Raw genomic sequence first — 26,539 nt, forward strand, 5'->3', positions numbered from 1 at the left:
CAGGCCAAAATGAATAGCAAAAATGCGTCGTGTAAATTAACACTATATGTTAAGTTACATGACGCATTTTTAAATTTATTATATTTGTTGTTGTAATATATAGACAGGTCTACCTTCTAATAAGGTTTCACCTACCATATTATAATGACACTGTTGATATAAGTTTTGAGCCACTTCATTATTATCATTGACCGCTAGACAAATTTCGTCGATATCTGGAAAGTGATGGTGTATATATTCTGGCAAGGATTGAATAATTTGTTTTCCATATCCGTGCCCTCTATAGTGAACATCTACACTAAACGACCTAAAAAACACCGCATTTTCATTTAACGAATAAGGCGCTACACCAGCACCTTCATGCAGTGTAAAAAAACCTATACATTGTTGCTCATCATTATATACGAGTACAGGATGTCGCTCCGAATCATATTGTGCAAGTTCAATGTTCACTTTCGGCGTTTTAGTAAATTGACGGTCTTCTGGCGTAATAGTAATTTGTTCAATATCTGAAATTAGTTCTGCACTATATGGAATCATACTTATACCTGTTAATTGTTCATTGATCCAAGTCACGACAGCAGGTGCAATTTTATTATACTCTAACTTATGTATCCATCTTATATCCGTAATTTCTTGGTCAGTTTCAACTTTGGACCAATCTATCTGCGCTGTTGTGTAAAAGCAATTCAGTTCAGTCTGCTCATTTTTTTGTGGATAAGCATCTCCAATTACCGTATCCATATAAACAAGCGAAATTTCCGGTACATCAACTTGAAGTTCCTCTTTCAACTCCCTCTGTAATGCTTGTTTATAAGTTTCCCCATCATCTATCTTGCCGCCTGGAAAATAATATTTCTCTCTATTTCTAGCTTGTACTAGTAGCAGTTCGTCATCTTCTTCAACAACTAAGCAAACACATTTAATCATAACTACGCACTCCAAACGTACTTCTTTTATTTTTATACGGAAATAATCGTACCATTTTCATACTAACTGCGCTTATGTTATCATATTTTATTATTCAAGAACATCTCATTTAGAGCTACATCATAGTATTGAACATAATAATCAACTTATAAAATGTTATAATATTAAACAATATATGAGTTTTCAAAATGGAGGATCCAATAAGAATGGCTAAAAAACCAAGAATTAATCGTATTTCTAACACAATCAATTTTGTAGGCATTGCAGTTGAAGGTTTCAACTGGTATGCCTATCAATCAAAAAACAAAAAGTTACTTTACGCTAGCATGGCAATTACAGGCACAGGCGCCATACTCGATTTATATACAGCATTAAAATCACCGCGTAAATTCGTTAAAGTTTTTTCAACTTTTACAGCAGCTAGTACATTATTCACGACTGTTAAACGTGTACAATCTATACGTAAAGAAGCATAATTTGTCATTTTCTGTATTAAAATAGTAACACAATTCAACTGCCCACAGTAAAACATACTCTGTGGGTATTTTTCTATTCATAACAACATAAAAGTGCCTCTAATGTATTATATACTGAATACGTTAGAGGCACTTTTTAAATTAGTGAATATATTTATATGAACTTACTTGTGATGCAGGAATCGTTCTATAAGTTACAATTCCTGGTGACGCACCGTAATTCATTTCTGAAATAGTAATACTACCGTTAGAATTAACAGATTCTACAAATGCAACATGACCATAATAACCTTGATCAGATTGTAAAATAGATCCTACTGTTGCCTTATGGTCAACTGTGTAACCATCAGCTGCAGCACCAGTATCCCAACTATTAGCATTCCACCAATATGTACTAATACCTTTACCAATTTGTGCACGTTTGTTAAATACATGATATGTACATTGGCCCCAGTCATATAAATTAGAATGATTGAATATCGGCGTGTTATAGCCAGTAGAACCTGATGAGCCTGATCCACCAGTTGAAGCTGTTCCCGATACTTTCAACTTCTGTCCCGGATAAATATTAGTATTTGATAAACCATTTAAACTCATGATTTTTTGATAAGTCGTGCCATATCTTGCAGCGATTGCTGATAAAGAATCGCCTGATTTTACTGTATATGTCGTTGTACTACCGCTGCTCGTCCCACCTGATGAACTTGAACCACCAGTTGAAGCTGTTCCCGATACTTTCAACTTCTGCCCCGGGTAAATATTAGTGTTTGATAGGTTATTTAAACTCATGATTTTTTGGTAAGTCGTACCGTGTTTAGCAGCTATACCTGATAACGTATCTCCTGATTTCACAGTATATGTTGACCCTGATGATGTATTCGTTGATGTACTTGTTGAACCAGAAACTTTCAATGTTTGATTAGGAAAAATAACGTTAGACGTCAAATTATTCAACGATTTCAACTTTGAAATTGAAATATCGTATTTATTCGCTATTGACCACAGGGAATCCCCACTCTTAACTTTATAAGTTGTTGCAGCATCAGCATTTGCTGAAGTTACAGCCGCTATCGCGCTTGTCCCTATTACAGTTGCAATTATTTTTTTACGCAATTATGTAAACCTCCCAATATTTCTTTTTACATTTTATCATTCATTGCTCACTATATTATTATACAACTTAAAATTGCGCGTGAGTATATTATTTGTATGACATTCATATTACAAACAAGCACTACTCGTAATATAAACGCCTTCATGATTCCCCATTCATTTAATACTGTTCAAATGTTTGAATCCGAATATCATCTATGCCAAAGTAATCACTTAGTAATGTTTGATAATTGTTTTGTGTTACTGGAATTTTTTGAACTTCCCCATTCTTTGCTATCGTTAAATGTGCATTAGATAATGTAACTCTTCCGTATGTTTTCGCTTTACTAACCAATAATTTTTGAACAAAAATAGAGTCTGAATGATGTTGATTAAATTCAATTCCCGCTGCAAAATCCTTAAGTGTTTTAGAGATATCAATTGCTCTATATTGTGTTTCCCAATCATCTTTTTTATACTTTTGCATTTCAATTGTATATGTATCAATATGTTTAACTCGAAACTTACCATTTACATCTATTACTTCATTTTGATTTGTAATAAGTGGCATCGCTTTCTTAGGAACATCCGCATAACCAACATCGACAAGATATTTATGATGATTCAAACTTACAATCAAAGCCATATGAGAGCCTTCCATTGCCCACTCTTTACCTGTATTAATTGTTGCAGAAACCATATAAACGTCAAAACCTTTTTCCTTTAAAAAGCTGTGAAACAATCTATTTTGTTCATAACAAAAACCACCTCTATGCTCTTGAATGATTTTATGAAGCATAGTTTCATCATCTAGTGCGATGAGTTGCTTATTTAGAACATTAATATTTTCAAACGGCACATGTAGTACATATTTGTGAATATAATGGTTCAACGTTTCTAAATCTACTTTATTGTAATAATCAGAATTAATATTTAAGTACGCTTCCAATCGTTTAAAGTTTGTCATTTACTGATACTCCTTTTAACACGATATTCTATTACTTGTACCATACTATTTTAGCTGATTTAATCCGCATCAGACAAACAGACTGTTTTGACGAGCATGGCATGTTATTTATGTCCAGTCCTTAAAATATTGTTGTCTCATAAATACCTAACATTCATATTCTGCTTTCATATAATAGATGTTATGATGATTTGTATAAATCATTTTAATATTGACACGAAGGAAATATACCGATACTGTGTATATTCAATATCATTTTTTAATTTACTTAGCATATATGGTGTAATTTTCAAAAAATGTGCTTTACGAATGGCTCAACAGCCCTATCTCGCACTTTTATTTTAAATTTATAACCGTTTTATATTCCTATGCAGGTTACATTAGAAAATGTATTAAATATTTTTTAGCGAACAAAACATTTGATTATTTTAAATTTTCAGAGTATTCATACAATATAGACTTATTAATGGGGGTAATTTTTTGACTAAAGAAACAGAACATACAGAAGATAAAAAAGATTTGCGTATACGCAGCAAAGTCATTAGTGAAGGTGTAAGTCGTACACCTAACCGTTCCTATCTACGTGCACTTGGCTTTGAAGATGAAGATTTCAAAAAACCGATGATTGGTGTAGCAAGTACATGGAGTGAAGTAACACCATGTAACATGCACATTGATGGTTTAGCGCGTGCATCTAAACAAGGTATTAGTGAAGCTGGGGCCTCACCTCTTATTTTCAACACCATTACTGTCTCTGACGGTATTTCCATGGGTACAGATGGCATGCGTTTCTCACTACCGAGTCGTGAAGTTATTGCTGATTCAATCGAAACTGTAGTAAGTGCAGAGAATTTAGATGGCGTTGTGGCAATTGGCGGCTGTGATAAGAATATGCCTGGTTGTATGATTGGTATTGCACGTCTTAACTTGCCTGCTGTTTTCGTATTTGGTGGCACGATTATGCCTGGTAAATTAGACGGCAAAGATTTAGATGCCGTTTCAGCATTTGAAGGCGTAGGTCAATACAATAACGGAGAAATCGAAAAAGAAGCATTACATAAAGTAGAATGTGCAGCATGTCCTGGCGCAGGCGCTTGTGGTGGTATGTTTACTGCAAACACTATGTCTTCAGCTATAGAAGCAATGGGCATGAGTTTACCTGGAAGTGCCTCTCATCCAGCTGTATCGACAAACAAAATGAAAGATAGTAGAGCTGCCGGAAAAGCAGTTTATAACTTATTAGAACAAGATATTTATCCTAAAGACATCATGACGAAAGAAGCCTTTGAAAATGCAATCACAGTCGTTATGGCATTAGGTGGTTCTACAAATGCTATTTTACATCTATTAGCTATTGCACATACGATTGAAGTAGATCTGACACTTGATGATTTTGAAAAAATTCGTAAACGTGTGCCACACATTGCTGACTTAAGACCAAGTGGTAAATACGTTATGGCACATCTTGATGAAGCAGGTGGTATTCCTGGAGTAATGAAATTACTTTATGACAACGGCTTAATCCATGGCGATTGCCTAACAGTAACTGGTAAAACTGTTGCTGAAAACTTAGAAAATGAATCTGGCTTAACTGATAATAAAGAAATTATTAATTTTGATAAACCTAAACATGCGACTGGTCCACTTGTTATCTTAAAAGGTAACCTTGCACCAGAAGGCGCAGTTGCTAAAATTTCAGGATTAAGTGTAACTTATATTAAAGGACCAGCACGTGTATTCGATTCTGAATCTAAAGCAACAAAAGCGATTCTTAATGACGATATTAAACCTGGTGACGTCGTAGTTATCCGTTATGCTGGTCCTAAAGGCGCACCTGGCATGCCTGAAATGTTATCCGCATCATCTATTTTAGTAGGTAAAGGATTAGGCGAATCTGTTGCTTTAGTCACAGATGGCCGTTTCTCAGGTGGTTCACATGGTCTCGTAATCGGACACGCTGCACCCGAATCAATGGTAGGTGGACCAATGGCCTTACTAGAAGAAAACGACACTGTTACAATCGATGCTGAAAATCTTGAAATAAGCTTTGATGTATCAGATGAAGAACTTGAACGTCGTAGTCAACAATGGCAAGCGCCACCATCAAAAGCTACTCGAGGTACACTCGCAAAATATGCTAAACTCGTGTCTTCTGCTTCTAAAGGTGCTATCACAGACTAATATATTAAAACATTTCTACCCACTTTAACTAAAGTATTATCATAATGAACATTTATTCCGTTCTTTATGGTAATGCTTTTTATTTTTGAATATTTTAAAAAAAGAATCGTGAAAAACACTTTTGCATGCGTTGTCGTTTTATTTTGCGAATTATTCGCACTTACGAATGATTTGTTACTATATAAGAAATTTTAAACAAAATTAAGCACAATTATATTAAAGTGAAGATAATAAAACGAAGTGAGGTGAATTATATGAGCTTTATCATTGATATCATCAAAGAAATCATCGGTTTATTCACTGGAAAATAATTTCTGAAATTGCTTTAAGGGACTGATATTTAATTAAATATCAGTCCCTTATTGGTAGTGTTAACTGAGTCATATTAAATTTTTATACATAAAACACCTCATTTTAAAGTTATGTTGGTGCATCTTTAAAACGAAGTGTCTTATTTTTGTATGAATTTATATAATTGTCCATTTTTGTAAAGCGCTGACGTCTATCGGAATAGTATGGAATCGGGTGAGAAATCTAATATTCTAATAAGATTTCATCGTACGAACGTAGCCCGTCAAAGAGGACTTGAAAATAGAATACAAGAGCTAAAGCTCTTGCATAAGAACTACTTGTCTTCATAAATGCAGTAGTAGTTCTTTAAAACCTTTATATGAATTGTACTACAAAGATCAAAATAATTACTATAGGTAAAATAAATTTAATTAAGTAATACCAAGGTATAAATAATCTAAGTTTATCTTTGCCAAAATGTGCTTTCAAATCATTTTTATCTAATAATTGACCAACAACTAGTGTTGTTCCTAATGCTCCCAATGGCATTAATATATTCGATACTAAAAAGTCCATATTATCAAAGATAGTACCTGCTGCAAATTGTATATGACCTAAACTCCCAAAAGATAGTGTTGCAGGGATACTGATTACGAACACTAATATACTTACATAAAATGCAACTGGCTTACGTTTTGAATTATCATTTTTTGTGAAGTTCGAAACGTTCAATTCTAATAGTGAAATAGAAGAAGTAAGTGCTGCAAATAAGAATAATATTAAAAAGATTAGGTAAAATCCTTGGCCAAATGCCATTTGATCAAATACTTTTGGTAATACTTTAAATAGTAACCCAGGCCCTTCTGTTGGGCTGTAGCCAAATGCTGAAATCGCAGGAAATATAGCTAAACCTGCCAAAATTGAAACCAGTATATTCATCGCTACAATAGAAATTGCTGAAGTCTTAATAGTCATCTCTTTTGACGCATAGCTCGCGTATGTAATCATGCCTGTTGTCCCTAATGATAATGTGAAGAAGGATTGCCCAAGTGCAAATAAGACACCCTCCATAGAAACTTCTTCTAGGCGTGGTTGCAAAATGTATTTTAGTCCTTCAAATGATCCTTCAAGCGTTAAAGATTTAATAACAATAACAATTAAAAAGATAAACAATAGTGGCATCATAAACTTAGAGGCTTTTTCTAAACCTTTTTCAACACCCATCATCACAATAAACATCGTTAACAATATAAAGATGCCTTGCCCAGTAATCGTTAAGAAAGGATTACTAATAATAGATTCAAACTGTATACTTCCTAATTGATTACCATTAAGGGTTAATATTTGAAGTGCAACGTTAAATATATAAATGATAATCCAACCACCTATCACACTATAAAAGCCAAATAGTATGAATACAGCTAAATTACCGTTCCATCCAATAACGTTCAACCATTTTTTCTTTGTTAACTTTTCATAAATTACAGTTGTATAAGTCTTCCCCAACTTACCAACAGTAAATTCCATCATTAATAGAGGTAGTCCGACAACTATCGTAAATATTAAAAACATTAATAAAAATGCGCCTCCGCCATACATACCAGCCATATATGGAAATTTCCACATTGCTCCTAGCCCTATAGCAGATCCTGCACTTGCTAAAATGAAGCCCGTCGATGACTTCCATTGTGATTGTTTACTCATAATTTTACATCCTTTGTGTTTTACAAAACTTCATTGCGTTAAAGCGTTTTAGTAACATAGCAATTACTATAACATTTTTCAGTGATTGTCTCAATATAAATTTCCTTTGTTGGTGCGCACTATGTATCTTAAGACAAAACATGAGAGCCTTCTGTTACATTGAACATTTTATGACGTTTATAAAACACAATACTTTTAATATTGAAAATTATCTGACATCTTATTGAATTAACAAGAAATATATGTTAAAGTTGCTTACGTTTTGTGCAAGTAAATTTCCTTTAAATCGAGGTATTAGAAATGAACAGACTCATCTTAATTTCTGGTCTAATGTTATTCTCATTTTTCTTTGGAGCCGGAAATTTAATATTTCCACCTATGTTAGGTTATACAGCTCAAGAAAATATGTGGGTTTCTATGACTGGATTCGCTATAACAGGCATCTTATTGCCTTATCTTACAGTAATCGTCGTAGCTTATATGAATGGCGGCGTTGAAAGTATTGGTAACAAAGTCCACCCTATTTTTGGGACAATCTTTGCTATCTTTATTTATTTATCTATCGGTGCATTATATGGTATCCCACGTGCTGCAAATGTTGCGTACGAAATTGGAACAAATCATGTTTTACCAGTACATAATCATGTTACATTAATCGTATTTTCAATAATATTTTTCCTAATTGTTTATTTTATCGCATTATATCCAAATCGTATTATAGATAATTTAGGTAAATACCTTACACCTATTTTAATATTTATTATAGCTATTTTATGTATTCTAGTAATCATAAATCCAGAAGGTTCAATTGGCCAACCAAGTGGTGATTATGCACAAACTCCACTCGTATCAGGTATTTTAGAGGGGTATTTCACGATGGATCTTGTGGCTGCGCTAGCCTTTTCTGTTGTGATTGTGCAAAGCTTCAAAATGAACGGCATTACCGATCAAAAAACACTCGTTAAAAACGTAATTAAAGCTGGTTTGATCTCTGCTATTTTACTATTAGTCATCTATTTTGCACTGGCTTATGTAGGTGCTACAACAACTCAAGCTGGCTTTAAAGATGGCACAGGAATTTTAACTTTTAATTCGTTACGTGTATTTGGCTCATTTGGCAACCTATTATTTGGCATCATCGTTATATTGGCTTGCTTAACTACTTGTGTTGGATTAGTAAATGCATGTGCGGCCTTTGCGATGAAAAAATTACCGAAAGTATCATATAAAATTTTCGTGCTTATCTTTTCATTATTAGGCTTTTTAGTTTCAACATTAGGTTTAGAACTGATATTAGAAATTGCAGTGCCCTTGTTAACATTTATATATCCAACGTCGATTGTATTGGTACTCATTTCATTAGTAAGTATTTTTATTCCATTTGAAATGAAATTTGCGTTTATCATTCCTACTATCGTGACTTTAATTATTTCAGTGTTACAGATACTCAATGATTTCAAATTATTCCAACCACTGAATGCGTTATATCAAGTGTTACCACTCTCTGATATTCAATTAAGTTGGCTCATACCATTTATAGTCTTACTTATCGTTGGATTAATAATAGATTTTCTCTTAAAAAATAAACCAGCAAAATCGTTATAAATTCATTGTGTTTCTATACAAGCGAGCTGGAGATAATATTGGTTTCGCTGTCATAGCCTTTTCTTATTTTGCTTTATGATGGTTTGTCATAATTAGCTTTGCTAAAATGGATATTATGCAAATAAATTTATTTTAGTTATATTTTTAAAAGGGGATGGGATATTACATGGATAATTTCAATGAATTTTTACAAACTATAGATAATGATAAACACAAAAAAACAATGACTGAGATTTTCAATTGGATTTCAGAAACCTTTCCTAATCTTGAGACAACCATAAAATGGAACCAGCCTATGTTCACAGATCACGGTACTTTTATTCTCGCTTTTAGTAAAGCAAAACAACACTTTTCAATTGCACCTGAAGCGAAAGGCATGACTGAATTTAGTGAACGTATTGATGCCGCTGGTTACTCACAAACGAACAATCTATTTCGAATAAAATGGACTCAAGAGGTCGATTACAGATTATTAAAAGATATAATTCAATTCAACATTGATGATAAAGCCGATTGTTCAACATTTTGGAGAACTTAAAATTTATTCCAAGATAAGATTACGGTAAAAGAAAGCGAATATAAGCCTAAATTTAAATTCGCTTTTTGTCCCATTGTTGTAAATAGGTAAAAAAATGATGATCTCTACTATATTTCAGTAGAAATCATCATTTTTTATCTGGAGCATTAGTGTCCTAAAAGCTTTTTCGTGCTAAAAGGTTAATAATCTTCGAAAAATGCAATAACATCTTGTTCTACTTCTATATGACCTTCACCATAAGTCATTAAATGTTTGGATGGCCCATAACCTTTCACTTCTTTTTGTTCATGTGTAATACGATCATAGATATAACGCGCACTCGTTGCATAAGCGTCATCGTCTTGTTCACCGAATTTGATAGTAATGGGTGCAGTGATTTGATCTAATTTTGACATCACATCTTCAACTACGATTTGAAATTGATTAAGTCCTGGTGCATAGCGCTCAATATTCGCAATTTGTTGCACTACCTCTGATTGTTGTAAACCAACCAAGTCGCCCATACGTTGACCATAATAAGTCAATCTACCAGAGAGACCAGCATCACTTTTTCGATATGGTGTAGACATAATAGCTATCGCATCTATAGGTTGATGCTCTGCCAATTTGAGTGATAATATACCACCTAATGATATACCACAGACACCAATACTTGAATAACCTTTATCCTGTAAAAATTGATAACCCTCTAATACATCTTGCCACCAATCTTCAATATCATAGGTCATCAACGTGTCTAACATTAAACCATGACCTTTGTATGCAGGAACATAACATGTAAAACCCGCTTTATGTAATTTAGTGGCTAGTAATTTTACATCTCTCACCGTACCCGTGAATGAATGTAATAATAATATAGCCCGTTCCGCTTCATTATTTTCCAAAAATATTGGGTTTGGCGCCTTAACATTTATCATCTTTGTCACTCCAAAATTTAGTTTCATCATTTATTGTAATTCAAATTCATAATGCGTACAAAGCATATAAACTATTACTTTTTTAAAATAAATACCCCTTTCAAAATCCAACACATTTTCGTGTTACTTTTGAAGGGGGTATTTTAATGAATTATTAACATTTATGACTTCTCTTAGTTTTTAGTTATTGGTTCATGTTAAAGAATTGTAATTCATATATTGATTTTTCATCATACGCATTAAAAGTGTCAATTTTACCATTTAAATGTATTTCTTGTGTTTTTCTACTTACATTATGCTGGTAAGCTATTCTCACATTTAAATCAGATTCATAACCGTTATTCTTAATTGTACTTTCAATTTCCGAATAAACGTCTTTATTAATCGGTAACAAATAACCTTCTTTACTAGGTAAAATATTAACATATTTTGTTTGCAAGATGTCTTGATTACCAAGATAGATTTCTATTTTTATATTTTTAGCAGCACCGCCACCCAAGTTATATAATTTCAAAAAATCTTGGTCTTCATCACTATCAATAGCAGTATTTCTTAAGTTTAATTCATCATGGTCTCTAGTAATCAGTATTTGATTAAAACCGAGCGCCGGTAAAAAACTGATTTTCATTTGGTACAGTTGCACACTGACTGATATAAAGTAAAACAGTGCCATTATAAATGTACCAAGTGAGCCAATCGCCGAAATAATATTTATCATAATTGTAAACCTCCATTGTTTTATTTAAGAGGCAGGATTTGAATTGTAACATATTTTACACTCAAAAAAAATAACGAGCCGCCAAAAGGCAGCCCGTAACTAAGAGGAAGTCTGTTAACATGCCCAAGGGCATGTTACAGACCTGCCTCTAGTTATCATGCCCGAGGGCATGAACAATTATTGTACAATGAACTTTTACTTTTCACAACCTAACATATATTTTTGATTTTATAAATGTTTTATAGCATTTACAATTGTATGCTATTATTATATTTATAAAATATGATTTAATATCAATAGGAGTTGTCGTATGTATAGTTCTAATCAAAGAGTCACCTCATTTTTAAAGATCACTTCATTTTCCACTATATGCTTTTTAACATTTTGTTTTTTCCTTACTTTATCTCCTAAAGCGATTTATGCCAATGATTTATACACGTCAATGACTGAACTTATGGAAGACACCGAAGAAGGTAGCGACTGGGAAATCACTTATAACAACAACCAGAGCAACGCGCTTATTGCAGCAATACACGGAGGTAATATCGAACCTGGAACTAGTGAAGTAGCAAAACTAACTGCTACCAAGGGGGCATATAATTACTATAGCTTCCAAGGTATACGTTCCACGAACAACGCAAGTTTACATGTAACTTCAGTTAACTTTGATGAACCTATTATAGAAGATATGCAACAACAAGTATCAAATTCTGTCATGATTCATGGTGCAAACGGCGATGCACCTATCGTTTATATTGGTGGTAAAGATGATGCTTTAAAAGCGTCTATCGAAGAACAATTAGAGCTTAAAGATTTCGATGTACAAACATCCCCTAGTCATTTAGAAGGTGAAGCTGACGAAAATATTGTCAATAAAAACAATCAAAATGCAGGTGTACAGTTAGAATTAACGACTGGATTACGACAATCCTTTTTTAACAACCAAGACCTAACTATGAATTCTAGGCAAGATCAAAGTAATTGGAGCTTTGCAATGTATGACTTTGCTCAAGCAATACAAACAGCAATACATGAACATGAATAATTTCATTAAAAATTCTCTTTTAAGCTAACATAAAAACGCAGTCGCTTTTTTAACTCAAACGACCGCGTTTTTTATCATTTATTTTCCGAATTTTATTACGTTTCATCTTCAACCACTTTATTTTTAGCAGCAGGATAGCCAAAAATAAAGATTAAAATGGACATAATGATTAATGCGACAACACCTGAATTCCAACTTCCAGTTGCATCATACAGATAACCAATTAGGAATGGTCCAATTGCAGCAATTAAATAACCGACAGATTGTCCAAACCCTGAAAGTGATATACTGCCTTCACTTGTATTCGCACGAATCGAGAAGAATGTCATACATAAACTGAAACATGCCCCCATAGCTAAACCTGCAATCACAATACCAATAATCAATAGCACGAGTGATTGTGTAAAGAACAGACTAAATCCGATTAAGAATAATATTGTAATAATCACGACTAAAATACGTTGATCTTTCAACTTAGAAGCAACAATTGGAAATATAAAAGTCATAGGAACTTGAGAGAATTGATTTAACATCAATAAATAGCCTGCTGTGGTGGGTTCTAACCCTCTATCTATGAGAATTGAAGGCACCCATGCAACCATCGTATAGAACACCATCGATTGAAATCCCATCGTCAATGCGACCATCCACGCTAATTTAGACTTTACAATATTTACTTTTTTTGAAGTCTTTAGTTTCGACTGATCCACTGTCGCTTGTTCCAATTTGGCACCTGTACGTGCTTTAGGTATCCACAACAATAACGCAATTACACCAAAGATAATCCAAAAAGATAATGACAATCTAAATCCTATAGGTGATATTTCGGATAATGGAAAACTTAATCCCCCACCTAAGCCAGCTGTAAAATTCATCGTCCCACTATAAATACCTGTCGCTAATCCAATTTGCATTGGAAAATACCATTTAACATAACTTGGTAAGACGACATTCCCAAATGCAATGGCAATACCCAGCAATAATGTCCCAATAATAAACAAATTAAAGTCACCAGCGATACGTAAAAACAACGCAACAATCAATAATATCGTAGAGTAAAATATCGTGCGCGACATCGTTAAGCGTGACGTAACTTTAGAGACAAGTGGTGATACAATCGCAAAAATAATCAGTGGTATAGTAGTTAAAATACCCGCTACACTATTATCAATTTCCATCACTTGTTTAATCTCTTCGATTACAGGACCTACAGAAGTAAGTGGCGCTCTTAATGTCGAAGCTATAAAAACAATAGCTATAATAACGCCCCAACGCTCATTAATTCTGTGTGTACGATAAAGTTCCGACATCTTACCCCACCTTTCTACAATAACTTAATTTTAACTCACCATATTTTAAAATCTTATATACTCTATATCATTCAATGTTACTATATTCATTTTAAAATAGCTTCTTTTATTAAAATAATCGCAGTCAATTTACCAACCAGTAAAAAGTATTATAGCGACCTATTTATACTATTGCTAATTACGTTACTACAATACTAAATATATTTAAAGATGATAAATTTTTAATTATAGAACTACTTTTGTAAAATGAATAGATACATGAGAAACTAAGCTATAAGATACATGACACATTTATACATATCTATATATGAGTAAATGGTAATAATATAATTTTGAATTAAAAAAAACTATGATAAAGGTTGATATCAATGACGGAAATTTGTTTTATTAGACACGGGGAAACAGACTGGAATACAGCAGGGAAATTACAAGGTCGCACAGACGTACCATTAAATAACACAGGCGTTAAACAAGCCGAAGCATGCAGCAAATTTCTAAATCATTCAGAATGGGATATTATCATCACGAGCCCATTAGCGAGAGCGAAAAAGACAGCAGAAATTATTCAGCAACAACTCACTATACCTTTGATAGAAATGGAGGCCTTTATTGAAATTTCATTCGGCGATGCTGAGGGATTATCAACAGAAGAACGTACAGCGTTATATCCCGATCGACTTTACCCAAACAAAGAACAAGCACACGTCGTAACAGATCGCTTTCTTAATGGGATAAACTCAGTTATAGAACAGTACAAAGATCAAAAAATTCTAATTGTCTCTCATGGCGCATTTATTAAAGCAGTATTTTCTTACTATTCTAATGGAGAAATCAGTACTGATTCACCAAGGTTGTCTAATGGCAGTCTAAGTACCCTTAAACTAACGAATAAACAAGCTACAATTTTAAATTATAATGAAGCGGCACATTTACCATCGCATTCTTCACTAGGAAAAAAGTAGCAGTCATTTTATAATTATTATGAATAATATATCTTGTAAATGAACTACTTTAGTTAAATGAATTTTATATCTTTAACGGTTAATTATAACTTTTTGTTATGATTAACCGTTTTTTTATAAAGTCCATGACAATATTTGAGAGCAGTAAGTAGATTGAATGAATATAGCGTTTTAAAAATAATTCAAAGAAAATTTCTAAAATGTGAACTCTATCTAAAAAGAAAACGTATATTTATTGAGTCAAATTAAAAAGGGGGCTAGTTGTGTAAGCTTATTTTGGATTTAATTTGGTAGTTAAAATCTAATGAGAATTAAGGTTAGACAACATGAATTACTTTAAAAACTAAAAATAGGGGTGAAGCTTTATGAATAAAAAATTATTAGTATTATCATCAACAGTCGCAGCTACAGGTTTTTTATTAGGAGCAGGAAATGGCGTAATTGGAAATAACACTGCACATGCGGACACAATGAATTCTCAAGAAAATAACATGAACAACAATATGCAACAACAAGCCATACCAATGGAACAAGACATGAATGATATGCAAGGTAATATGAATCACAGTGATATGCCAATGGAACAAGACATGAATGATATGCAAGGTAATATGAATCACAGTGATATGCCAATGGAACAAGGCATGAATGATATGCAAGGCAATATGATGAACAGCAATATGGAAGAAACTATGATGCCATATTATAATTACACTGGCTACACAACATATGATGGTCATTTCACTCAAGATTATGATTTTGTAAGAGCGTTAAAATACGATAACGTAATGATTGATGGGTACAAAGTTAACACTGCAACAAATGATAAAGACGTGTCTACAAGTAAAAAAGTGAATGACACAATGGTTGATATGAATAAAGATGGCCAAGTCGTTAATATCACTTTTGATACTAAAGCCGATACGGTAAGCAAAGCAATGTTCAAAGAAGCACATATGTCTAACCATATGTCTGACGAAGGACAAACAGAAAACGGCTCATATATGACTTATGAAACAAATAATGGCATGTATACAGCACACTTCGACGAACAAGGATATTTAATGAAAGTAATGATAAGTTAATAAATAGTAACAAAAAAGGACCTGATTATAGGTCCTTTTACTATGCCAACAAAGTCAGCGACTTTGTTGGCACATTTTTATGTTTTATATGATAAATGATTGTTAGGGAGCAAGATAGAAATCTAATTTTTCTAATAATATTTCGACGTATGAGCCCACCTCGGCAAAGCCGACTATAAAATGGAACTCAAGCGTTGAAGATTTTGTATAATAATTACTTGTCTTCATAAATGCAATAGTAGTTTTTTTAAAGACTTGGTATAAGCGCATTTTCAATTCATTCAGCCACTGCCAATTAAGTTAAATTATATCCATTTGTAGTATTTCTTCTATATATGATTGATCATCATGGTCATACTTACTACCTTTAAAGTTTTGCGGTTCATTAATACCAGTAAGCAAGATGACCTCATTATTGCTATCTGTAGCATATAATAGCTCTCGTATACCTTCCTTTCTCGAGCATCCATTTAAAACCACACTCTTTTTATAACTATCAGGTAAATGCTGATTCATAAATTTGATAATAAGTTTAGGATCTACATACCCTACTTGCTCTGCAGCCAGCATCAACTTATGAACACCATCAGGAAGATCATCGACAGTCAAAGCGATTTTATCAAAACCTCTTAAGCCTATACCAGTAATCATCGTATTTAATTTTTTTCCAATACTGTCCGTATAGTTTAAAGCATTGTTTACTGATTCTCTAACTGCTAAAGCTGTATGTGCAAAATCTAAAATAATCGTATATGCACCTATGTCAATAATTTGAAAACGATGTAAAGGTGACTCAATCACATGAGCTGCTTGAATAATAACTTCGATATCGAAATCCATTTTATGCAATGCAAACATACTCGTCGCTAGGTTAATGTAATTATGCCCACCCTCAAAAGTAGGATGAACACAATACTTCGCTCCATCGATAATGATATCAATATGACTATTTTCCGCATGATATTGGTAATATGTTTCTTCTTGATTTGAAAAATATAAATCATCTTTTGCTATAGATCTATATTCAGTCATGTCCCAATTCACTAAATTCGATTTACTTAGATTATCCAACTTTAACTTAGCATTTAAATAATTTTCCATTGTGCCATGATATTCAAGATGTTCCGGACTAAAGTTAGTAAATACTGCTAACTCATTTTGAATGAAGTCAATGCGTCTTTGTTCTAAAGCAATAGAAGTTGCTTCATAAATTACATAATCATAATTTTCACGATAAAAATAATCTATGATTTCTCCCATTTCAAAATACATCGGCGTCGTTTGCGTCGTATGGTTAAATTTCATTTTGTTATAATGACTATCAAACACGCCCATCGTACCGATGATAGCTACTTTTTCACCTAACTGTGTTAATAAATTTCCAATCATATGACAGGTTGTTGTTTTTCCGTTTGTACCCGTCACTGCAATAAAATTTAAAGCGTCAATGGCATCTCCATAGTATAACTTCACTAATTGATTAGCCACATTAGGAAAATCATTGATATAAATTATGGGCATATTAAATTCGAAATCTTTAAAAGTAGACGGACTCGCATCTGTAATCATAATCAATGGTTTCATTTCATTTGCACGTTCCGCATAATAAACCGTATTATCCGAACACTTCAACATAAATATTGTGTCTTGCTGAATATCTTGATACATTGACGTAATTTTTTCACAAATCTTATCTGTCTTCACTTTTACGCTTAATGAACTCTTAACTATGTTTTCTCCAATTGTTAATAATATATCTTCAACAGTTATTTTCATTATATTCACCCAACATTTATCGTTTATTTTATAATACTTAAATATGCATATTAAAAAAGTAATTATAAAGTATACGTATAAATCAAAGAAAAGGATCACATTAATCTGTGATCCTTTCAAAATAATTTTTTAAATCAAAACCAAGTTAAATTTCATTACTAGACATAATCATTTGTCCTTTAGGTTGTTTATTATTAGGTGATGGTTCTAGTGTAATTGCTATTTTATCTTCTTTATCAACATCTACATTACTTAAGTCAAAAACAACCATGCCTTTATCATTCGCACTCGCAAATGTTCCTGCAGGGTGTGCTTGCTCGCCTTTTAATATCCATACTTGATAAACTTCATTACCTTCTGTTGGCTCAATATCATTGGCTTCAACCATTAATTTTCTATCTTTCGTACCATTAGATTTAGACAGATAGGCTTGCCCTTGCACTTCATCTCTGGCCATAGAATTTAAATTTATTGGTTTCGCATCATTCGTATTAATCATGGAAGATGATTGATTTTGAGATTCCTTATATCCAAAGTATTGCACGCCATTACCTATAATAGATAAGAACAATAGCGCTACTATAACGCCTATCGATACGCGTTTGGTAATAACACTTTTAGATTTTTTCTTCTTATGTTTCGAAATATGCGCTATTTGTTGATTTTCATGATTGTTATTTGCACTTGTTGTATCAATTTCATCTTCTTGCTGTTCTTTTTCTGCTTCTTCGTTTGAATTGTTGTCTTCATCTAGCACCGACGTTAAAATTCTTTTCTTCATACCTGTTGGCGGTTCAATTTCTTGATTACTATAAGGAAGTGAATCGTGAAGAACGTTTAAGTCGTCTAAAGTCTCATGGCTTTCAGATGACAAATCTAATTCTTTTTCAACTTGCTCTTTTTCACTTTCGCTCAGATTGCCATTAAAATAATCATATAGCTTATCAACTCTATTATCTTTCATCTTCTCCACGCTCCCTTCTTAAATGTTTTTTGGAATAATCGTTCAAATGCTTAATTGACAGTCTCATTCTACTCTTAACAGTTCCCAATGGAGTTTGTAATTTATCAGCAATTTCTTGCTGACTCAAACCTTTATAATAAAACAAATAAATGATCTTTTGTTGATCTTTATTTAAAAGTGAAATCATTTTTTTAATTTCTTCAGAGACTTCCTTATCCAATAAGTCATATTCTGGTAGACTATTGTTTTGTATTCCTTGGAAATCCTCATCAAACTCATTTTCAATATGCTTATTTTTTCTTAACATATCTATAGATTTATTACGGCATAACGTAATGAGCCAAGTCGACATTTTTCCTTTGTTTGGTTTGAAAATTGCTTTTTGATTCCAAATTTTCATGAAAACATCTTGCAAAACTTCTTCACTAGATTGAACATCTTTTGTGATTTTGTAAGCCAAATTAAATAACAATGACTCATATCGATCATATAGGATTTCTAAGCTCTCACTGTCCTTTTTATCGATTATTGATCTATAAAGATCATTTTCATCTATCATGCCGTCCCCTCCTTAGTTTAAATTCAGTATCTAGAAATACTTATCCTATATGTATATTTACATATGTATACAATAAACATACGAAAGTTATATGTTAAAAGTTTAACTTTCAAGAAAATTTTTATAATATCGCTAAATAATTAAAGCTATTTCCTTTTCCCCTTTTTAGCTTTAACCTATTAATCACATTACCACTAATGGCTCAAGCATTTCATTACAAAAGCGGTTGTACAATTGTTTTATCTAACTAACAAATGCAGTAATATTACAAGTCTTCATACTAGATTGTCTATAAATAAGTGTTACACTGGACGTAAATCATAACCTACTGGAGGGATTTTGATGAGTATCATTCTTACACTAATCGTAGGTGCTATTGTAGGCATCAGTTTATCGCTTTGGTTAACGAGCAACTCAATTCCCACTGTCATTGTCAGTCTGATTTCAGGTGTTTTAGGTGCATTTATAGGCACATCTTTATTAATACCATCAGGTATGTATTTCTTAATCACAGCATTTATAGGCGCATTTACGCTTACATTGCTTGTTCTATTCATCATCAATACAAGCATTGATGTTGTAAGAAACTAGGTTAATTTCCAACTACAAGTCGATATTAAACTTCAAAAAACATTCCTTGTAATATAAATTTTTAAAAGGAATGTTTACATATAACGCATCTTAAGTTATTCGTGATAGTAAGTGCTTTTCTGTTTTTGAAATGACTTACATCTTCTAATATCAAACAAGTGCATCTTGTTTTAATTGTTTTTCAAAACCATCCTTATCCCCGTTTTTTCTGTATATGAATTTCAATTTTCTTCATATAATTTCCTTTAAAATCGTATTCACTTTACATATATGCACCAATTAAACGAAAAATAATTTGGTTCTAATTCTTATAAATTACTGGCAAATTTCCGTCGCTTTTTCTAAAAAAAGTTGTGCTGCTTTAGAAAAAGTATGGTCTTTGCGCCATACGATATTATGTTTTGCTATTAATTTCGGTTTTAGCGGTACAAAACTAAGTTTGTTTTCAATAGAAGTATTGATAATACTATCCAAAGTGATGACATACCCTATGCCAGCTTTGACCATTAATCCAGCGTTATATGCTAAATTGAAAGTACCTACAATATTCAGTGCTTCAAAACTACTACCAAACCAATCTGCAAATTCATTTTTAGAAATCGTTGTATCTAAAACTTGTCTGGAACAAATTAACGGTTTCGTTAATAAATCCTCCTTAGTTACAAAAGTTTGCTGTGCTAAGGTACTATCACTTTTAGCTACTACCCCCCAATGATCTAATGACGGTAAATTTAATGCTTTATACTTATTTAAGTTTGCTGGTTGAATAAATATCCCAAAATCCAACAATCCTTTATCTAACCGACTCTCAATATCTTCTGCATTACCACTATATATATGAAAATGAATACTAGGATACACTGATTGAATATTTTTAAAAACATTAGCTATTACTTGCATCCCTTTAGTTTCACCACAACCTATATAGACATTACCTTCAATGTTTTTATCAATAAATTTAAATTCATCCTGTATTTGGTGAGACATTTCTAATAATTCTTCAGCTCTCTTTTTTAGTAATAGCCCTTCATCTGTAATATAGATACTGTGGTTGCTTCTTTTAAAAAGTTTTACACCTAGTTCACTTTCCAAATCTTTAATTTGTCTAGATAAAGTTGGTTGCGTAATGTGCAATGTGTTAGCAGCACGTGTTATACTCTCTTCTTTTGCAATCGTTACAAAATAATATAGGGTTTTTAATTCCATTACATTTCTCCTCATTATGCGTTTTAAGCATATCTAATAATTACAATTAAGTATTTGTTATAACTATTTATACCCTTTACACTTTTATTATAAAAGTTCTGTAGGGGGGTACATAGTGAAAAACAATAACTTAATTATACTCATTTTAACTATTGGTGTTTTTGGTATCTTAAATACTGAGATGGGTTTCATCGGATTAATACCTCAAATTGCTGAACGTTTTGGTGTTAGCACTTCAACTGCAGGTTGGCTCGTTTCCATTTTTGCTATTGGCATAGCAATATCAGGTCCAATTATGCCTTTATTATTATCTAAATTGGAAAGAAAAAAAGTGATGATTATTGTGCTTTTAATTTTTATTATTAGTAATATCATTTCAGTATTCACTACAAGTTTTACTGTTTTATTAATCGCTAGAGTAATTCCAGCCATTTTCCACCCAGTATATATCGCCTTAGCTTTTTCAGTCGCGTCTGATTCGGTCAATTCTAAAGATGCACCTAAGGCTGTAGCTCGTGTATTTATTGGTGTTTCTTCAGGCATGGTTGTAGGTGTACCTATCGTTAATTTCTTAGCAACTCAATTCAACTTGTCTATTGCTTTATCATTTTTTGCACTGGTTAATATAATCGTTTTGATTTTAACATTAATCTTTATACCTAAAATGCCAACAAAAAAATCTGTGACTTACGGCACACAACTTAGTGTATTAAAACGTCCTTTAACATGGATATCTATCCTCGTTTCTATACTATTTAATGCTGCTATATTTGGTGTTTACAGTTACTTAACCGATTACTTAAATATTGTGACAGAAGCGCCTAGTCACTATGTATCCATAATTTTATTCCTATATGGTATATCCAACATTTTAGGAAATATTATTGCGGGAAAACTATTAACTTCTATTCCACAAACAGCAATTTTTCTATTACCGTTTGCGTTAATTATTATATATGTATCAATGTTTGGCTTAGGATCTTTCCTTATACCAATGGCTATCATTTCAATCTTTTGGGGTACACTAGCCGGAATTTCCGCAAATATCACACAATATGTAATTACTTCATCTGCTCCTGATGCACCAGATCTTTCCAATGGTATATTTTTATCAGCTGTAAATTCAGGAACAACGATTGGTACATTTATTGGTGGTATATTTATCACTACACTAGGATCAAATTATGTCATTATGGTTGGTATCTTAGCCTGTGTCATTAATATCTTGTTCATCTTAATTAGAAATAAAAGTTTTAAAAAACAAGATAATATTGCATAATAAAATCCCTTAATCTAGATAGATTAAGGGATTTCGCGTTGATACTTTCATTAATCATTTTGAAATTTAAATTTAGGCATAAAAAAAGACGAGTTATACTCGTCTTTTAGCCGTTATTATAATTTAACAACGTTAGCTGCTTGAGGACCGCGGTCGCCTTCAACGATTTCGAATTCAACAGCTTGGCCTTCTTCTAATGATTTGTAGCCTTCTTGAGTGATTGCTGAGAAGTGTACGAATACGTCGTTTCCACCTTCAACCTCGATGAAACCAAAACCTTTTTCTGCATTAAACCATTTAACTGTACCGTTATTCATATTAAATTCCTCCATGTGCTTTTGCACTAATATTTGTAATCTGTCTTAAAAAATCAAAAGGAGTAAATTCAAAAGAATAAAACTACAAATCAATTTCACGAACTAAATTACTTAATACCTATTATAACGAGTTATACTCATTTTGTACACCCCTATTTCTAATTTAATTTTAATTTTTAATCTTTGATACGAATATATTGTGTTGCTCTACTCATTTTATTTACAGTTAAACCTGTGTGCACTACGTCTTTCATTAATATAATCATTAATTACATCACCGTTTAGAACATAAATTCACTACAAAAAAACAATGAAGACACTCTATTAGGTGTGCTCCATTGTTTCAAATGACTCTAGTTCCAGGCTATATTATACTCTTTTACGTAATTGATCCATTATTTTACTAACATATTTTGAATAATCTTTGCCAGTTTTCTTTTTAAGTGTATCGCTTATTTTATACAAGCCTTGCTCTAATTTACCGTTTTTTACATATTTACTTAATGTGCTTTTTACCTTATTTATCAATTATAAATCTCCTTTTTTTACATTCTAAATGCTTATTAGTATTTCAGTCACAAAATCTGTGTCTTAATTTTTAATCTAATGAATAGCGTTTCAATAAGTGTAAGCAAAATATTAATACACCAATTGTCACTGCAAGAAGCAATGTTTCAATTGCATTATAATGCTCTACAATAATAAATCGAATCACTGCCGTAATTCCTACGTAAATAAAAAATTGTAATGAGAAATGATAATTCTTTCTGAAATATTGTATGATTAAAAGTATGAATTCGATATGCATGAAAGCAATCAACATTTTCTCTACGACATAATTATACTTCACATTTTTATTTTCTATAAAGGTATAAATCATACCCCAACATTCTTGAAATAAAAATACGACTAAAATAACTCCTAATATTGCAATACAGAGGTTTAAACAAAAATAAAGTGCTTTAGTGAAATAATCTATCACTTTGTTCAATATTAATAAATCTCCTTAGCTTGAGAATGTCCTTATACAAACACTTGTATAAGGACATCCATTTTAACATTTATATCATAAATTACATCATATAGAACCTTATAAATAAAATTTATAATTCAGCTAACCAACTAGAAATGTGCCCACTAACAATATTACCGAAATAATCATTGTCCAACTCAATATGGGTGCCACTTTATCAATCATTTTTTTGTATTCTTTATCTGGCGCATTATTTTTCTTTAAATGCCAGCACTTTGTTAATAAATACAATGCTTCTAGAAAATTAACGAGCAAGACTATAATGAAGATTGTGATGATCATAAATATATCTCCTTTTTTATAATGATATGTAAGCTTAATTATTGTGTTTTTTTCTTATGTTCATAGCTTTATAAACGAGGTAACCTGCATTTAGCATGGTAATTATTACTAATATAATTAATAATGGCATACTTAATGAAGATGAACCGAAAGCTATGATTAATACAAGAAAGATATTTATAAAACTAGAAATCATAAAACCCGTGTCTAAATCCTCTTCTTTCTTCATCAATACATCTCCTTAGTTTTTAATTCTTCAAACACTACACTAACATAATTTTTTTGCCATAAATATTTCATTGATAATATATTTAAAAGCAATACAAAATGGATTATACTTATATTGTTGATTAATTAATAAGGAGATACCATTTTGAAATTACTTTTATTCTTCATTGCTATTTTGATATTTTCATCAATTTGGACAGTGATAACAAGCAAGTATTTACCAAGTGAAGCTGTGGATAATAACAAGAACAATAGCCGATATAATAAAAGACAAAAGAAAATATTCATTGAAATTTTAGCCAGAACCTGTGTTTGGCTAGTTTATATTTTAGTACTCATACTTATATTTCGACTTTTTGGTTTTTGGGATACCAAAGGCAGCCTTTTCATGAACTATCCTGAAATTATATTTTTAGCTGCAACTTTTATATTAATTGTCGTAAATTATTTAGTTGTTAAGAAAAAATATTCTACTAGCGAGTAATAAAATAAGAATACATAATATAAAAAAGGATTGATGCAATTATGAAATTCATAAATTTTACTTCAATGACAGAAAAAGGATTAAATAAAAAAGTGAATGAATTTTTAACAGAAAATCCATATATCGAGATTATTAAATTCGATTATCAAATGGGTTATAGCGGCTGTGGCGTCGGCATACTTTATAGTGACACGAAAGTTTCTAATTTATAATAATCACCAGAAATTAAACTAGTAAGTGAACATCTAATAGTCTTTAAAATTTTTTAGAAACCAATTCACTTAAGGGGAAATTAAAATGAGCAAGTCTCTGTTTATACACAGCACAATTAACATTGCGCTTATGATCATCCTATTTATATTGAATTTCACCAATATAGGTGGATCAACAGCTTTAATCGTATTAGCAATTATATTTGTTTGTAATACGATATTATTACTAAGAGCAAACAGTAAACAAGTTAAGAAAGATGGCACTACTATGGATAATTATGAGAAATAATAGTACCAATTACATAGGAGGGATTTCATGAAATATAACGATTCTCAATCAAATACTAAAGATGTTAGAAAGATATTTTTAAAACCTTTTCCGATACCTTTAATGTTTATTGTATTTGCAATATACACCATAATAACTAAAGATAATACAGCTTATATAGTTACATCTATAATCGCATTAATATTTTTCACATCATTGCTAACGTTAGATATTAATGCCTACATAAATTGTAAAAGACGAAACAAGCAGAATAAACGGAATGGAAGATATGTATGAATTTTGGTAAATATAAATATGATTATAACTATTTACTTATGTCTACACCACTTTTAGTAGTATCATTATTTGTACCATCAGTATTTGTTGCCTTTCTTGTATGTATATTTTGTGGATTTGAGAATAAGAATGATTAATGATGGTATTTTCGTTGATGAAGACAAATCGGGTACTATGATTAATACAAGAAGACTGTTTATAAAACTAGAATGCAATGAATTTTTTAAATCTTTGTTGCCACTTACTAATAGTCACACATTGTAAAAAATGAACAATATGAAGTCAAATAATTTATATAAAAAAATGATACAATAAATAATTTCTATGATAATTTCATGATATAATATAATGAAGGAAGAGCGTAAAGTAGTTAATTATTTTGAGAAAATTTTTATTTTCATTTTTATCGCTAGTATTAGTAATTTCTTTTAGCATTATTCCATTTTTTCAACAAGCACACGCAGCCAGCGAAGGAGTCCATAAGCCTAAAAGTAATGTCAGCACTAAAACTAAGAAAAAAATAATTAATATAATTAAAACTTCCAAAGAGTATAAAGAGTATGCCACTTCAACTTCTATTGACTCTATAAATGATGAAAATGTAATCGTTCACCTAAACAAAGGCGAGAACACAAATGTGTACTCTATCAATTATATCTTTGGTAAAAACCTTGCTAAACAAAATAATAACTTAGCGATGGTTGAACTGAAATATAATGAAGCCAACGGAAAAGTTTTCTATGCCCACTCAATGTACACAAAATTTGTAAAACATAATGGTAACCAGTTTGTTAATTTACAAGGAGTTTTAAATAACAAACCATATTATAATTTTAATCTCGGCAAAGACGGTAAATTGTATAATGAAAATTTCAAAGTTTCTTCTAAGAAAGAAATTGAAGCTGACTCTTATAAAAATTTACCTCACAAAGAACGAGGTTGGTGTGAATGGGCAGTAGGATCACTTTGTGGAACTGGTGGTGCTGGAGGTTGTTGGGCAGTTGCTTTAGGTATTACCACAGGTTTGGGTGGCTTCGGTATAGCAACAATATGTGGCTTAATTACTTCATTAGGTTGTATAGGCGCGACAAACTATATTTGTAGTTGAACGAAATGAGGTTTTAGTATGGCGATGTTTATCATAATATTCCTATTTGTATACTCTATAGTCATAACGTTAATGTATTTTAAAAATCAAAAATAAATTAAAACACTCTTCCTT

Annotated in this window: 30 protein-coding genes; 14 read left to right on the forward strand and 16 right to left on the reverse strand. The window is 31.8% G+C overall.

What is annotated here, in order from left to right:
• Positions 1-78 precede the first annotated feature (78 nt).
• Positions 79-930 carry a GNAT family N-acetyltransferase gene (locus tag PYW44_RS12140; RefSeq protein WP_002512040.1) on the reverse strand — a complete coding sequence of 284 codons (852 nt, stop codon included), beginning with the start codon at positions 928-930 and terminating at the stop codon, positions 79-81.
• A 206-nt stretch (positions 931-1,136) separates the two neighbouring features.
• Between PYW44_RS12140 and PYW44_RS12145 the strand changes: the two genes are divergently transcribed.
• The gene (locus tag PYW44_RS12145; protein WP_002505998.1) at positions 1,137-1,406 is read left to right on the forward strand and encodes a hypothetical protein; all 270 of its coding nucleotides are present in this window, start codon (positions 1,137-1,139) and stop codon (positions 1,404-1,406) included.
• A 141-nt stretch (positions 1,407-1,547) separates the two neighbouring features.
• Here the strand turns inward: PYW44_RS12145 and PYW44_RS12150 are convergent, their stop codons facing one another.
• Both PYW44_RS12150 and PYW44_RS12155 read right to left on the reverse strand, forming a co-directional pair.
• Positions 1,548-2,519, reverse strand: a complete 972-nt coding sequence (locus PYW44_RS12150) for a LysM peptidoglycan-binding domain-containing protein (RefSeq protein ID WP_002512038.1) — start codon at positions 2,517-2,519, stop codon at positions 1,548-1,550.
• A gap of 160 nt (positions 2,520-2,679) precedes the next feature.
• Positions 2,680-3,465 carry an arylamine N-acetyltransferase family protein gene (locus PYW44_RS12155; protein ID WP_115075877.1) on the reverse strand — a complete coding sequence of 262 codons (786 nt, stop codon included), beginning with the start codon at positions 3,463-3,465 and terminating at the stop codon, positions 2,680-2,682.
• A gap of 480 nt (positions 3,466-3,945) precedes the next feature.
• Between PYW44_RS12155 and ilvD the strand changes: the two genes are divergently transcribed.
• Positions 3,946-5,646 carry a dihydroxy-acid dehydratase gene (gene ilvD, locus PYW44_RS12160; RefSeq protein ID WP_002512036.1) on the forward strand — a complete coding sequence of 567 codons (1,701 nt, stop codon included), beginning with the start codon at positions 3,946-3,948 and terminating at the stop codon, positions 5,644-5,646.
• 666 nt (positions 5,647-6,312) lie between these two features.
• Here the strand turns inward: ilvD and PYW44_RS12165 are convergent.
• Positions 6,313-7,644: a sodium-dependent transporter gene (locus PYW44_RS12165; RefSeq protein WP_172457956.1), complete on the reverse strand. Its 1,332-nt coding sequence runs from the start codon at positions 7,642-7,644 to the stop codon at positions 6,313-6,315.
• A 297-nt stretch (positions 7,645-7,941) separates the two neighbouring features.
• Here PYW44_RS12165 and brnQ point away from each other — a divergent pair, with 297 nt between their 5' ends.
• Positions 7,942-9,246: a branched-chain amino acid transport system II carrier protein gene (gene brnQ, locus PYW44_RS12170; RefSeq protein WP_021339667.1), complete on the forward strand. Its 1,305-nt coding sequence runs from the start codon at positions 7,942-7,944 to the stop codon at positions 9,244-9,246.
• A gap of 166 nt (positions 9,247-9,412) precedes the next feature.
• Positions 9,413-9,784 carry an iron chaperone gene (locus tag PYW44_RS12175; RefSeq protein WP_002512033.1) on the forward strand — a complete coding sequence of 124 codons (372 nt, stop codon included), beginning with the start codon at positions 9,413-9,415 and terminating at the stop codon, positions 9,782-9,784.
• Between the two features lie 179 nt (positions 9,785-9,963).
• Here the strand turns inward: PYW44_RS12175 and PYW44_RS12180 are convergent, their stop codons facing one another.
• On the reverse strand, positions 9,964-10,701 hold the full coding sequence (locus PYW44_RS12180; protein WP_021339666.1) for an alpha/beta hydrolase: 738 nt from the start codon (positions 10,699-10,701) through the stop codon (positions 9,964-9,966).
• Between the two features lie 184 nt (positions 10,702-10,885).
• A complete protein-coding gene (locus tag PYW44_RS12185) occupies positions 10,886-11,419 on the reverse strand; it encodes a hypothetical protein (RefSeq protein ID WP_002506006.1) in 534 nt (177 codons plus the stop codon).
• A 442-nt stretch (positions 11,420-11,861) separates the two neighbouring features.
• On the opposite strand from PYW44_RS12185, the gene PYW44_RS12190 reads away from it, so the two are divergent.
• Positions 11,862-12,464, forward strand: a complete 603-nt coding sequence (locus PYW44_RS12190; RefSeq protein ID WP_226957282.1) for a poly-gamma-glutamate hydrolase family protein — start codon at positions 11,862-11,864, stop codon at positions 12,462-12,464.
• 95 nt (positions 12,465-12,559) lie between these two features.
• On the opposite strand, the gene PYW44_RS12195 is transcribed toward PYW44_RS12190, so the two are convergent.
• A complete protein-coding gene (locus PYW44_RS12195; protein WP_021339665.1) occupies positions 12,560-13,774 on the reverse strand; it encodes a CynX/NimT family MFS transporter in 1,215 nt (404 codons plus the stop codon).
• A 368-nt stretch (positions 13,775-14,142) separates the two neighbouring features.
• On the opposite strand from PYW44_RS12195, the gene PYW44_RS12200 reads away from it, so the two are divergent.
• Positions 14,143-14,736 (forward strand): histidine phosphatase family protein, encoded by a 594-nt coding sequence (locus tag PYW44_RS12200; protein WP_021339664.1) that lies wholly within the window; start codon positions 14,143-14,145, stop codon positions 14,734-14,736.
• A 365-nt stretch (positions 14,737-15,101) separates the two neighbouring features.
• Entirely contained in the window at positions 15,102-15,821 is a 720-nt protein-coding gene (gene isaB, locus PYW44_RS12205) for an immunodominant staphylococcal antigen IsaB family protein (RefSeq protein WP_021339663.1), read from the forward strand.
• Positions 15,822-16,121: 300 nt separating this feature from the next.
• On the opposite strand, the gene PYW44_RS12210 is transcribed toward isaB, so the two are convergent.
• The 3 genes from PYW44_RS12210 to PYW44_RS12220 form a co-directional block, all read right to left on the reverse strand.
• Positions 16,122-17,597, reverse strand: a complete 1,476-nt coding sequence (locus PYW44_RS12210; RefSeq protein ID WP_021339662.1) for a Mur ligase family protein — start codon at positions 17,595-17,597, stop codon at positions 16,122-16,124.
• Between the two features lie 145 nt (positions 17,598-17,742).
• Positions 17,743-18,561, reverse strand: a complete 819-nt coding sequence (locus tag PYW44_RS12215; RefSeq protein ID WP_002506012.1) for an anti-sigma factor — start codon at positions 18,559-18,561, stop codon at positions 17,743-17,745.
• Positions 18,551-19,120 carry an RNA polymerase sigma factor gene (locus tag PYW44_RS12220; protein WP_002506013.1) on the reverse strand — a complete coding sequence of 190 codons (570 nt, stop codon included), beginning with the start codon at positions 19,118-19,120 and terminating at the stop codon, positions 18,551-18,553. The genes PYW44_RS12215 and PYW44_RS12220 overlap by 11 nt, the downstream gene beginning before the upstream one ends.
• Positions 19,121-19,462: 342 nt before the next feature.
• On the opposite strand from PYW44_RS12220, the gene PYW44_RS12225 reads away from it, so the two are divergent.
• The gene (locus PYW44_RS12225) at positions 19,463-19,711 is read left to right on the forward strand and encodes a hypothetical protein (protein WP_002506014.1); all 249 of its coding nucleotides are present in this window, start codon (positions 19,463-19,465) and stop codon (positions 19,709-19,711) included.
• 315 nt (positions 19,712-20,026) lie between these two features.
• Here the strand turns inward: PYW44_RS12225 and PYW44_RS12230 are convergent, their stop codons facing one another.
• Positions 20,027-20,917, reverse strand: a complete 891-nt coding sequence (locus tag PYW44_RS12230) for a LysR family transcriptional regulator (RefSeq protein WP_021339661.1) — start codon at positions 20,915-20,917, stop codon at positions 20,027-20,029.
• Between the two features lie 115 nt (positions 20,918-21,032).
• Between PYW44_RS12230 and PYW44_RS12235 the strand changes: the two genes are divergently transcribed.
• On the forward strand, positions 21,033-22,196 hold the full coding sequence (locus PYW44_RS12235; protein WP_021339660.1) for an MFS transporter: 1,164 nt from the start codon (positions 21,033-21,035) through the stop codon (positions 22,194-22,196).
• A 116-nt stretch (positions 22,197-22,312) separates the two neighbouring features.
• On the opposite strand, the gene cspD is transcribed toward PYW44_RS12235, so the two are convergent.
• The 5 genes from cspD to PYW44_RS12260 form a co-directional block, all read right to left on the reverse strand.
• A complete protein-coding gene (cspD, locus tag PYW44_RS12240; RefSeq protein WP_002506017.1) occupies positions 22,313-22,513 on the reverse strand; it encodes a cold-shock protein CspD in 201 nt (66 codons plus the stop codon).
• Between the two features lie 369 nt (positions 22,514-22,882).
• A complete protein-coding gene (locus PYW44_RS12245) occupies positions 22,883-23,041 on the reverse strand; it encodes an Rv0909 family putative TA system antitoxin (RefSeq protein ID WP_021339658.1) in 159 nt (52 codons plus the stop codon).
• Between the two features lie 70 nt (positions 23,042-23,111).
• Positions 23,112-23,495, reverse strand: a complete 384-nt coding sequence (locus tag PYW44_RS12250) for a phosphate-starvation-inducible PsiE family protein (protein ID WP_230456613.1) — start codon at positions 23,493-23,495, stop codon at positions 23,112-23,114.
• Between the two features lie 132 nt (positions 23,496-23,627).
• The gene (locus PYW44_RS12255) at positions 23,628-23,828 is read right to left on the reverse strand and encodes a hypothetical protein (protein WP_002512023.1); all 201 of its coding nucleotides are present in this window, start codon (positions 23,826-23,828) and stop codon (positions 23,628-23,630) included.
• 34 nt (positions 23,829-23,862) lie between these two features.
• A complete protein-coding gene (locus PYW44_RS12260) occupies positions 23,863-24,057 on the reverse strand; it encodes a hypothetical protein (protein WP_021339657.1) in 195 nt (64 codons plus the stop codon).
• 144 nt (positions 24,058-24,201) lie between these two features.
• Between PYW44_RS12260 and PYW44_RS12265 the strand changes: the two genes are divergently transcribed.
• The 5 genes from PYW44_RS12265 (at position 24,202) to PYW44_RS12285 (ending at position 26,425) form a co-directional block, all read left to right on the forward strand.
• On the forward strand, positions 24,202-24,540 hold the full coding sequence (locus PYW44_RS12265) for a hypothetical protein (protein WP_021339656.1): 339 nt from the start codon (positions 24,202-24,204) through the stop codon (positions 24,538-24,540).
• Between the two features lie 41 nt (positions 24,541-24,581).
• Positions 24,582-24,752, forward strand: a complete 171-nt coding sequence (locus PYW44_RS12270; protein WP_021339655.1) for a hypothetical protein — start codon at positions 24,582-24,584, stop codon at positions 24,750-24,752.
• Between the two features lie 85 nt (positions 24,753-24,837).
• Positions 24,838-25,041 carry a hypothetical protein gene (locus tag PYW44_RS12275; RefSeq protein ID WP_021339654.1) on the forward strand — a complete coding sequence of 68 codons (204 nt, stop codon included), beginning with the start codon at positions 24,838-24,840 and terminating at the stop codon, positions 25,039-25,041.
• A gap of 272 nt (positions 25,042-25,313) precedes the next feature.
• Entirely contained in the window at positions 25,314-25,454 is a 141-nt protein-coding gene (locus PYW44_RS12280; RefSeq protein WP_021339652.1) for a hypothetical protein, read from the forward strand.
• A 242-nt stretch (positions 25,455-25,696) separates the two neighbouring features.
• Complete coding sequence (locus tag PYW44_RS12285; RefSeq protein ID WP_046465651.1) at positions 25,697-26,425, forward strand: halocin C8 precursor-like protein; 729 nt, start codon at positions 25,697-25,699, stop codon at positions 26,423-26,425.
• The last annotated feature ends 114 nt before the right edge of the window (positions 26,426-26,539 follow it).

The organism is Staphylococcus equorum, assembly GCF_029024965.1.
Lineage (GTDB): Bacteria > Bacillota > Bacilli > Staphylococcales > Staphylococcaceae > Staphylococcus > Staphylococcus equorum.

Excerpts from the sequence above, each read along its gene's own strand:
- PYW44_RS12140 (WP_002512040.1), bottom strand. The coding sequence starts at position 930 with ATGATTAAATGTGTTTGCTTAGTTGTTGAAGAAGATGACGAACTGCTA.
- PYW44_RS12145 (WP_002505998.1), top strand. The coding sequence starts at position 1,137 with ATGGCTAAAAAACCAAGAATTAATCGTATTTCTAACACAATCAATTTT.
- PYW44_RS12155 (WP_115075877.1), bottom strand. The coding sequence starts at position 3,465 with ATGACAAACTTTAAACGATTGGAAGCGTACTTAAATATTAATTCTGAT.
- brnQ (WP_021339667.1), top strand. The coding sequence starts at position 7,942 with ATGAACAGACTCATCTTAATTTCTGGTCTAATGTTATTCTCATTTTTC.
- PYW44_RS12175 (WP_002512033.1), top strand. The coding sequence starts at position 9,413 with ATGGATAATTTCAATGAATTTTTACAAACTATAGATAATGATAAACAC.
- PYW44_RS12180 (WP_021339666.1), bottom strand. The coding sequence starts at position 10,701 with ATGATAAATGTTAAGGCGCCAAACCCAATATTTTTGGAAAATAATGAA.
- PYW44_RS12185 (WP_002506006.1), bottom strand. The coding sequence starts at position 11,419 with ATGATAAATATTATTTCGGCGATTGGCTCACTTGGTACATTTATAATG.
- PYW44_RS12190 (WP_226957282.1), top strand. The coding sequence starts at position 11,862 with ATGACTGAACTTATGGAAGACACCGAAGAAGGTAGCGACTGGGAAATC.
- PYW44_RS12195 (WP_021339665.1), bottom strand. The coding sequence starts at position 13,774 with ATGTCGGAACTTTATCGTACACACAGAATTAATGAGCGTTGGGGCGTT.
- PYW44_RS12200 (WP_021339664.1), top strand. The coding sequence starts at position 14,143 with ATGACGGAAATTTGTTTTATTAGACACGGGGAAACAGACTGGAATACA.
- isaB (WP_021339663.1), top strand. The coding sequence starts at position 15,102 with ATGAATAAAAAATTATTAGTATTATCATCAACAGTCGCAGCTACAGGT.
- PYW44_RS12210 (WP_021339662.1), bottom strand. The coding sequence starts at position 17,597 with ATGAAAATAACTGTTGAAGATATATTATTAACAATTGGAGAAAACATA.
- PYW44_RS12215 (WP_002506012.1), bottom strand. The coding sequence starts at position 18,561 with ATGAAAGATAATAGAGTTGATAAGCTATATGATTATTTTAATGGCAAT.
- PYW44_RS12220 (WP_002506013.1), bottom strand. The coding sequence starts at position 19,120 with ATGATAGATGAAAATGATCTTTATAGATCAATAATCGATAAAAAGGAC.
- PYW44_RS12225 (WP_002506014.1), top strand. The coding sequence starts at position 19,463 with ATGAGTATCATTCTTACACTAATCGTAGGTGCTATTGTAGGCATCAGT.
- PYW44_RS12230 (WP_021339661.1), bottom strand. The coding sequence starts at position 20,917 with ATGGAATTAAAAACCCTATATTATTTTGTAACGATTGCAAAAGAAGAG.
- cspD (WP_002506017.1), bottom strand. The coding sequence starts at position 22,513 with ATGAATAACGGTACAGTTAAATGGTTTAATGCAGAAAAAGGTTTTGGT.
- PYW44_RS12255 (WP_002512023.1), bottom strand. The coding sequence starts at position 23,828 with ATGATCATCACAATCTTCATTATAGTCTTGCTCGTTAATTTTCTAGAA.
- PYW44_RS12260 (WP_021339657.1), bottom strand. The coding sequence starts at position 24,057 with ATGAAGAAAGAAGAGGATTTAGACACGGGTTTTATGATTTCTAGTTTT.
- PYW44_RS12270 (WP_021339655.1), top strand. The coding sequence starts at position 24,582 with ATGAAATTCATAAATTTTACTTCAATGACAGAAAAAGGATTAAATAAA.
- PYW44_RS12275 (WP_021339654.1), top strand. The coding sequence starts at position 24,838 with ATGAGCAAGTCTCTGTTTATACACAGCACAATTAACATTGCGCTTATG.
- PYW44_RS12280 (WP_021339652.1), top strand. The coding sequence starts at position 25,314 with ATGAATTTTGGTAAATATAAATATGATTATAACTATTTACTTATGTCT.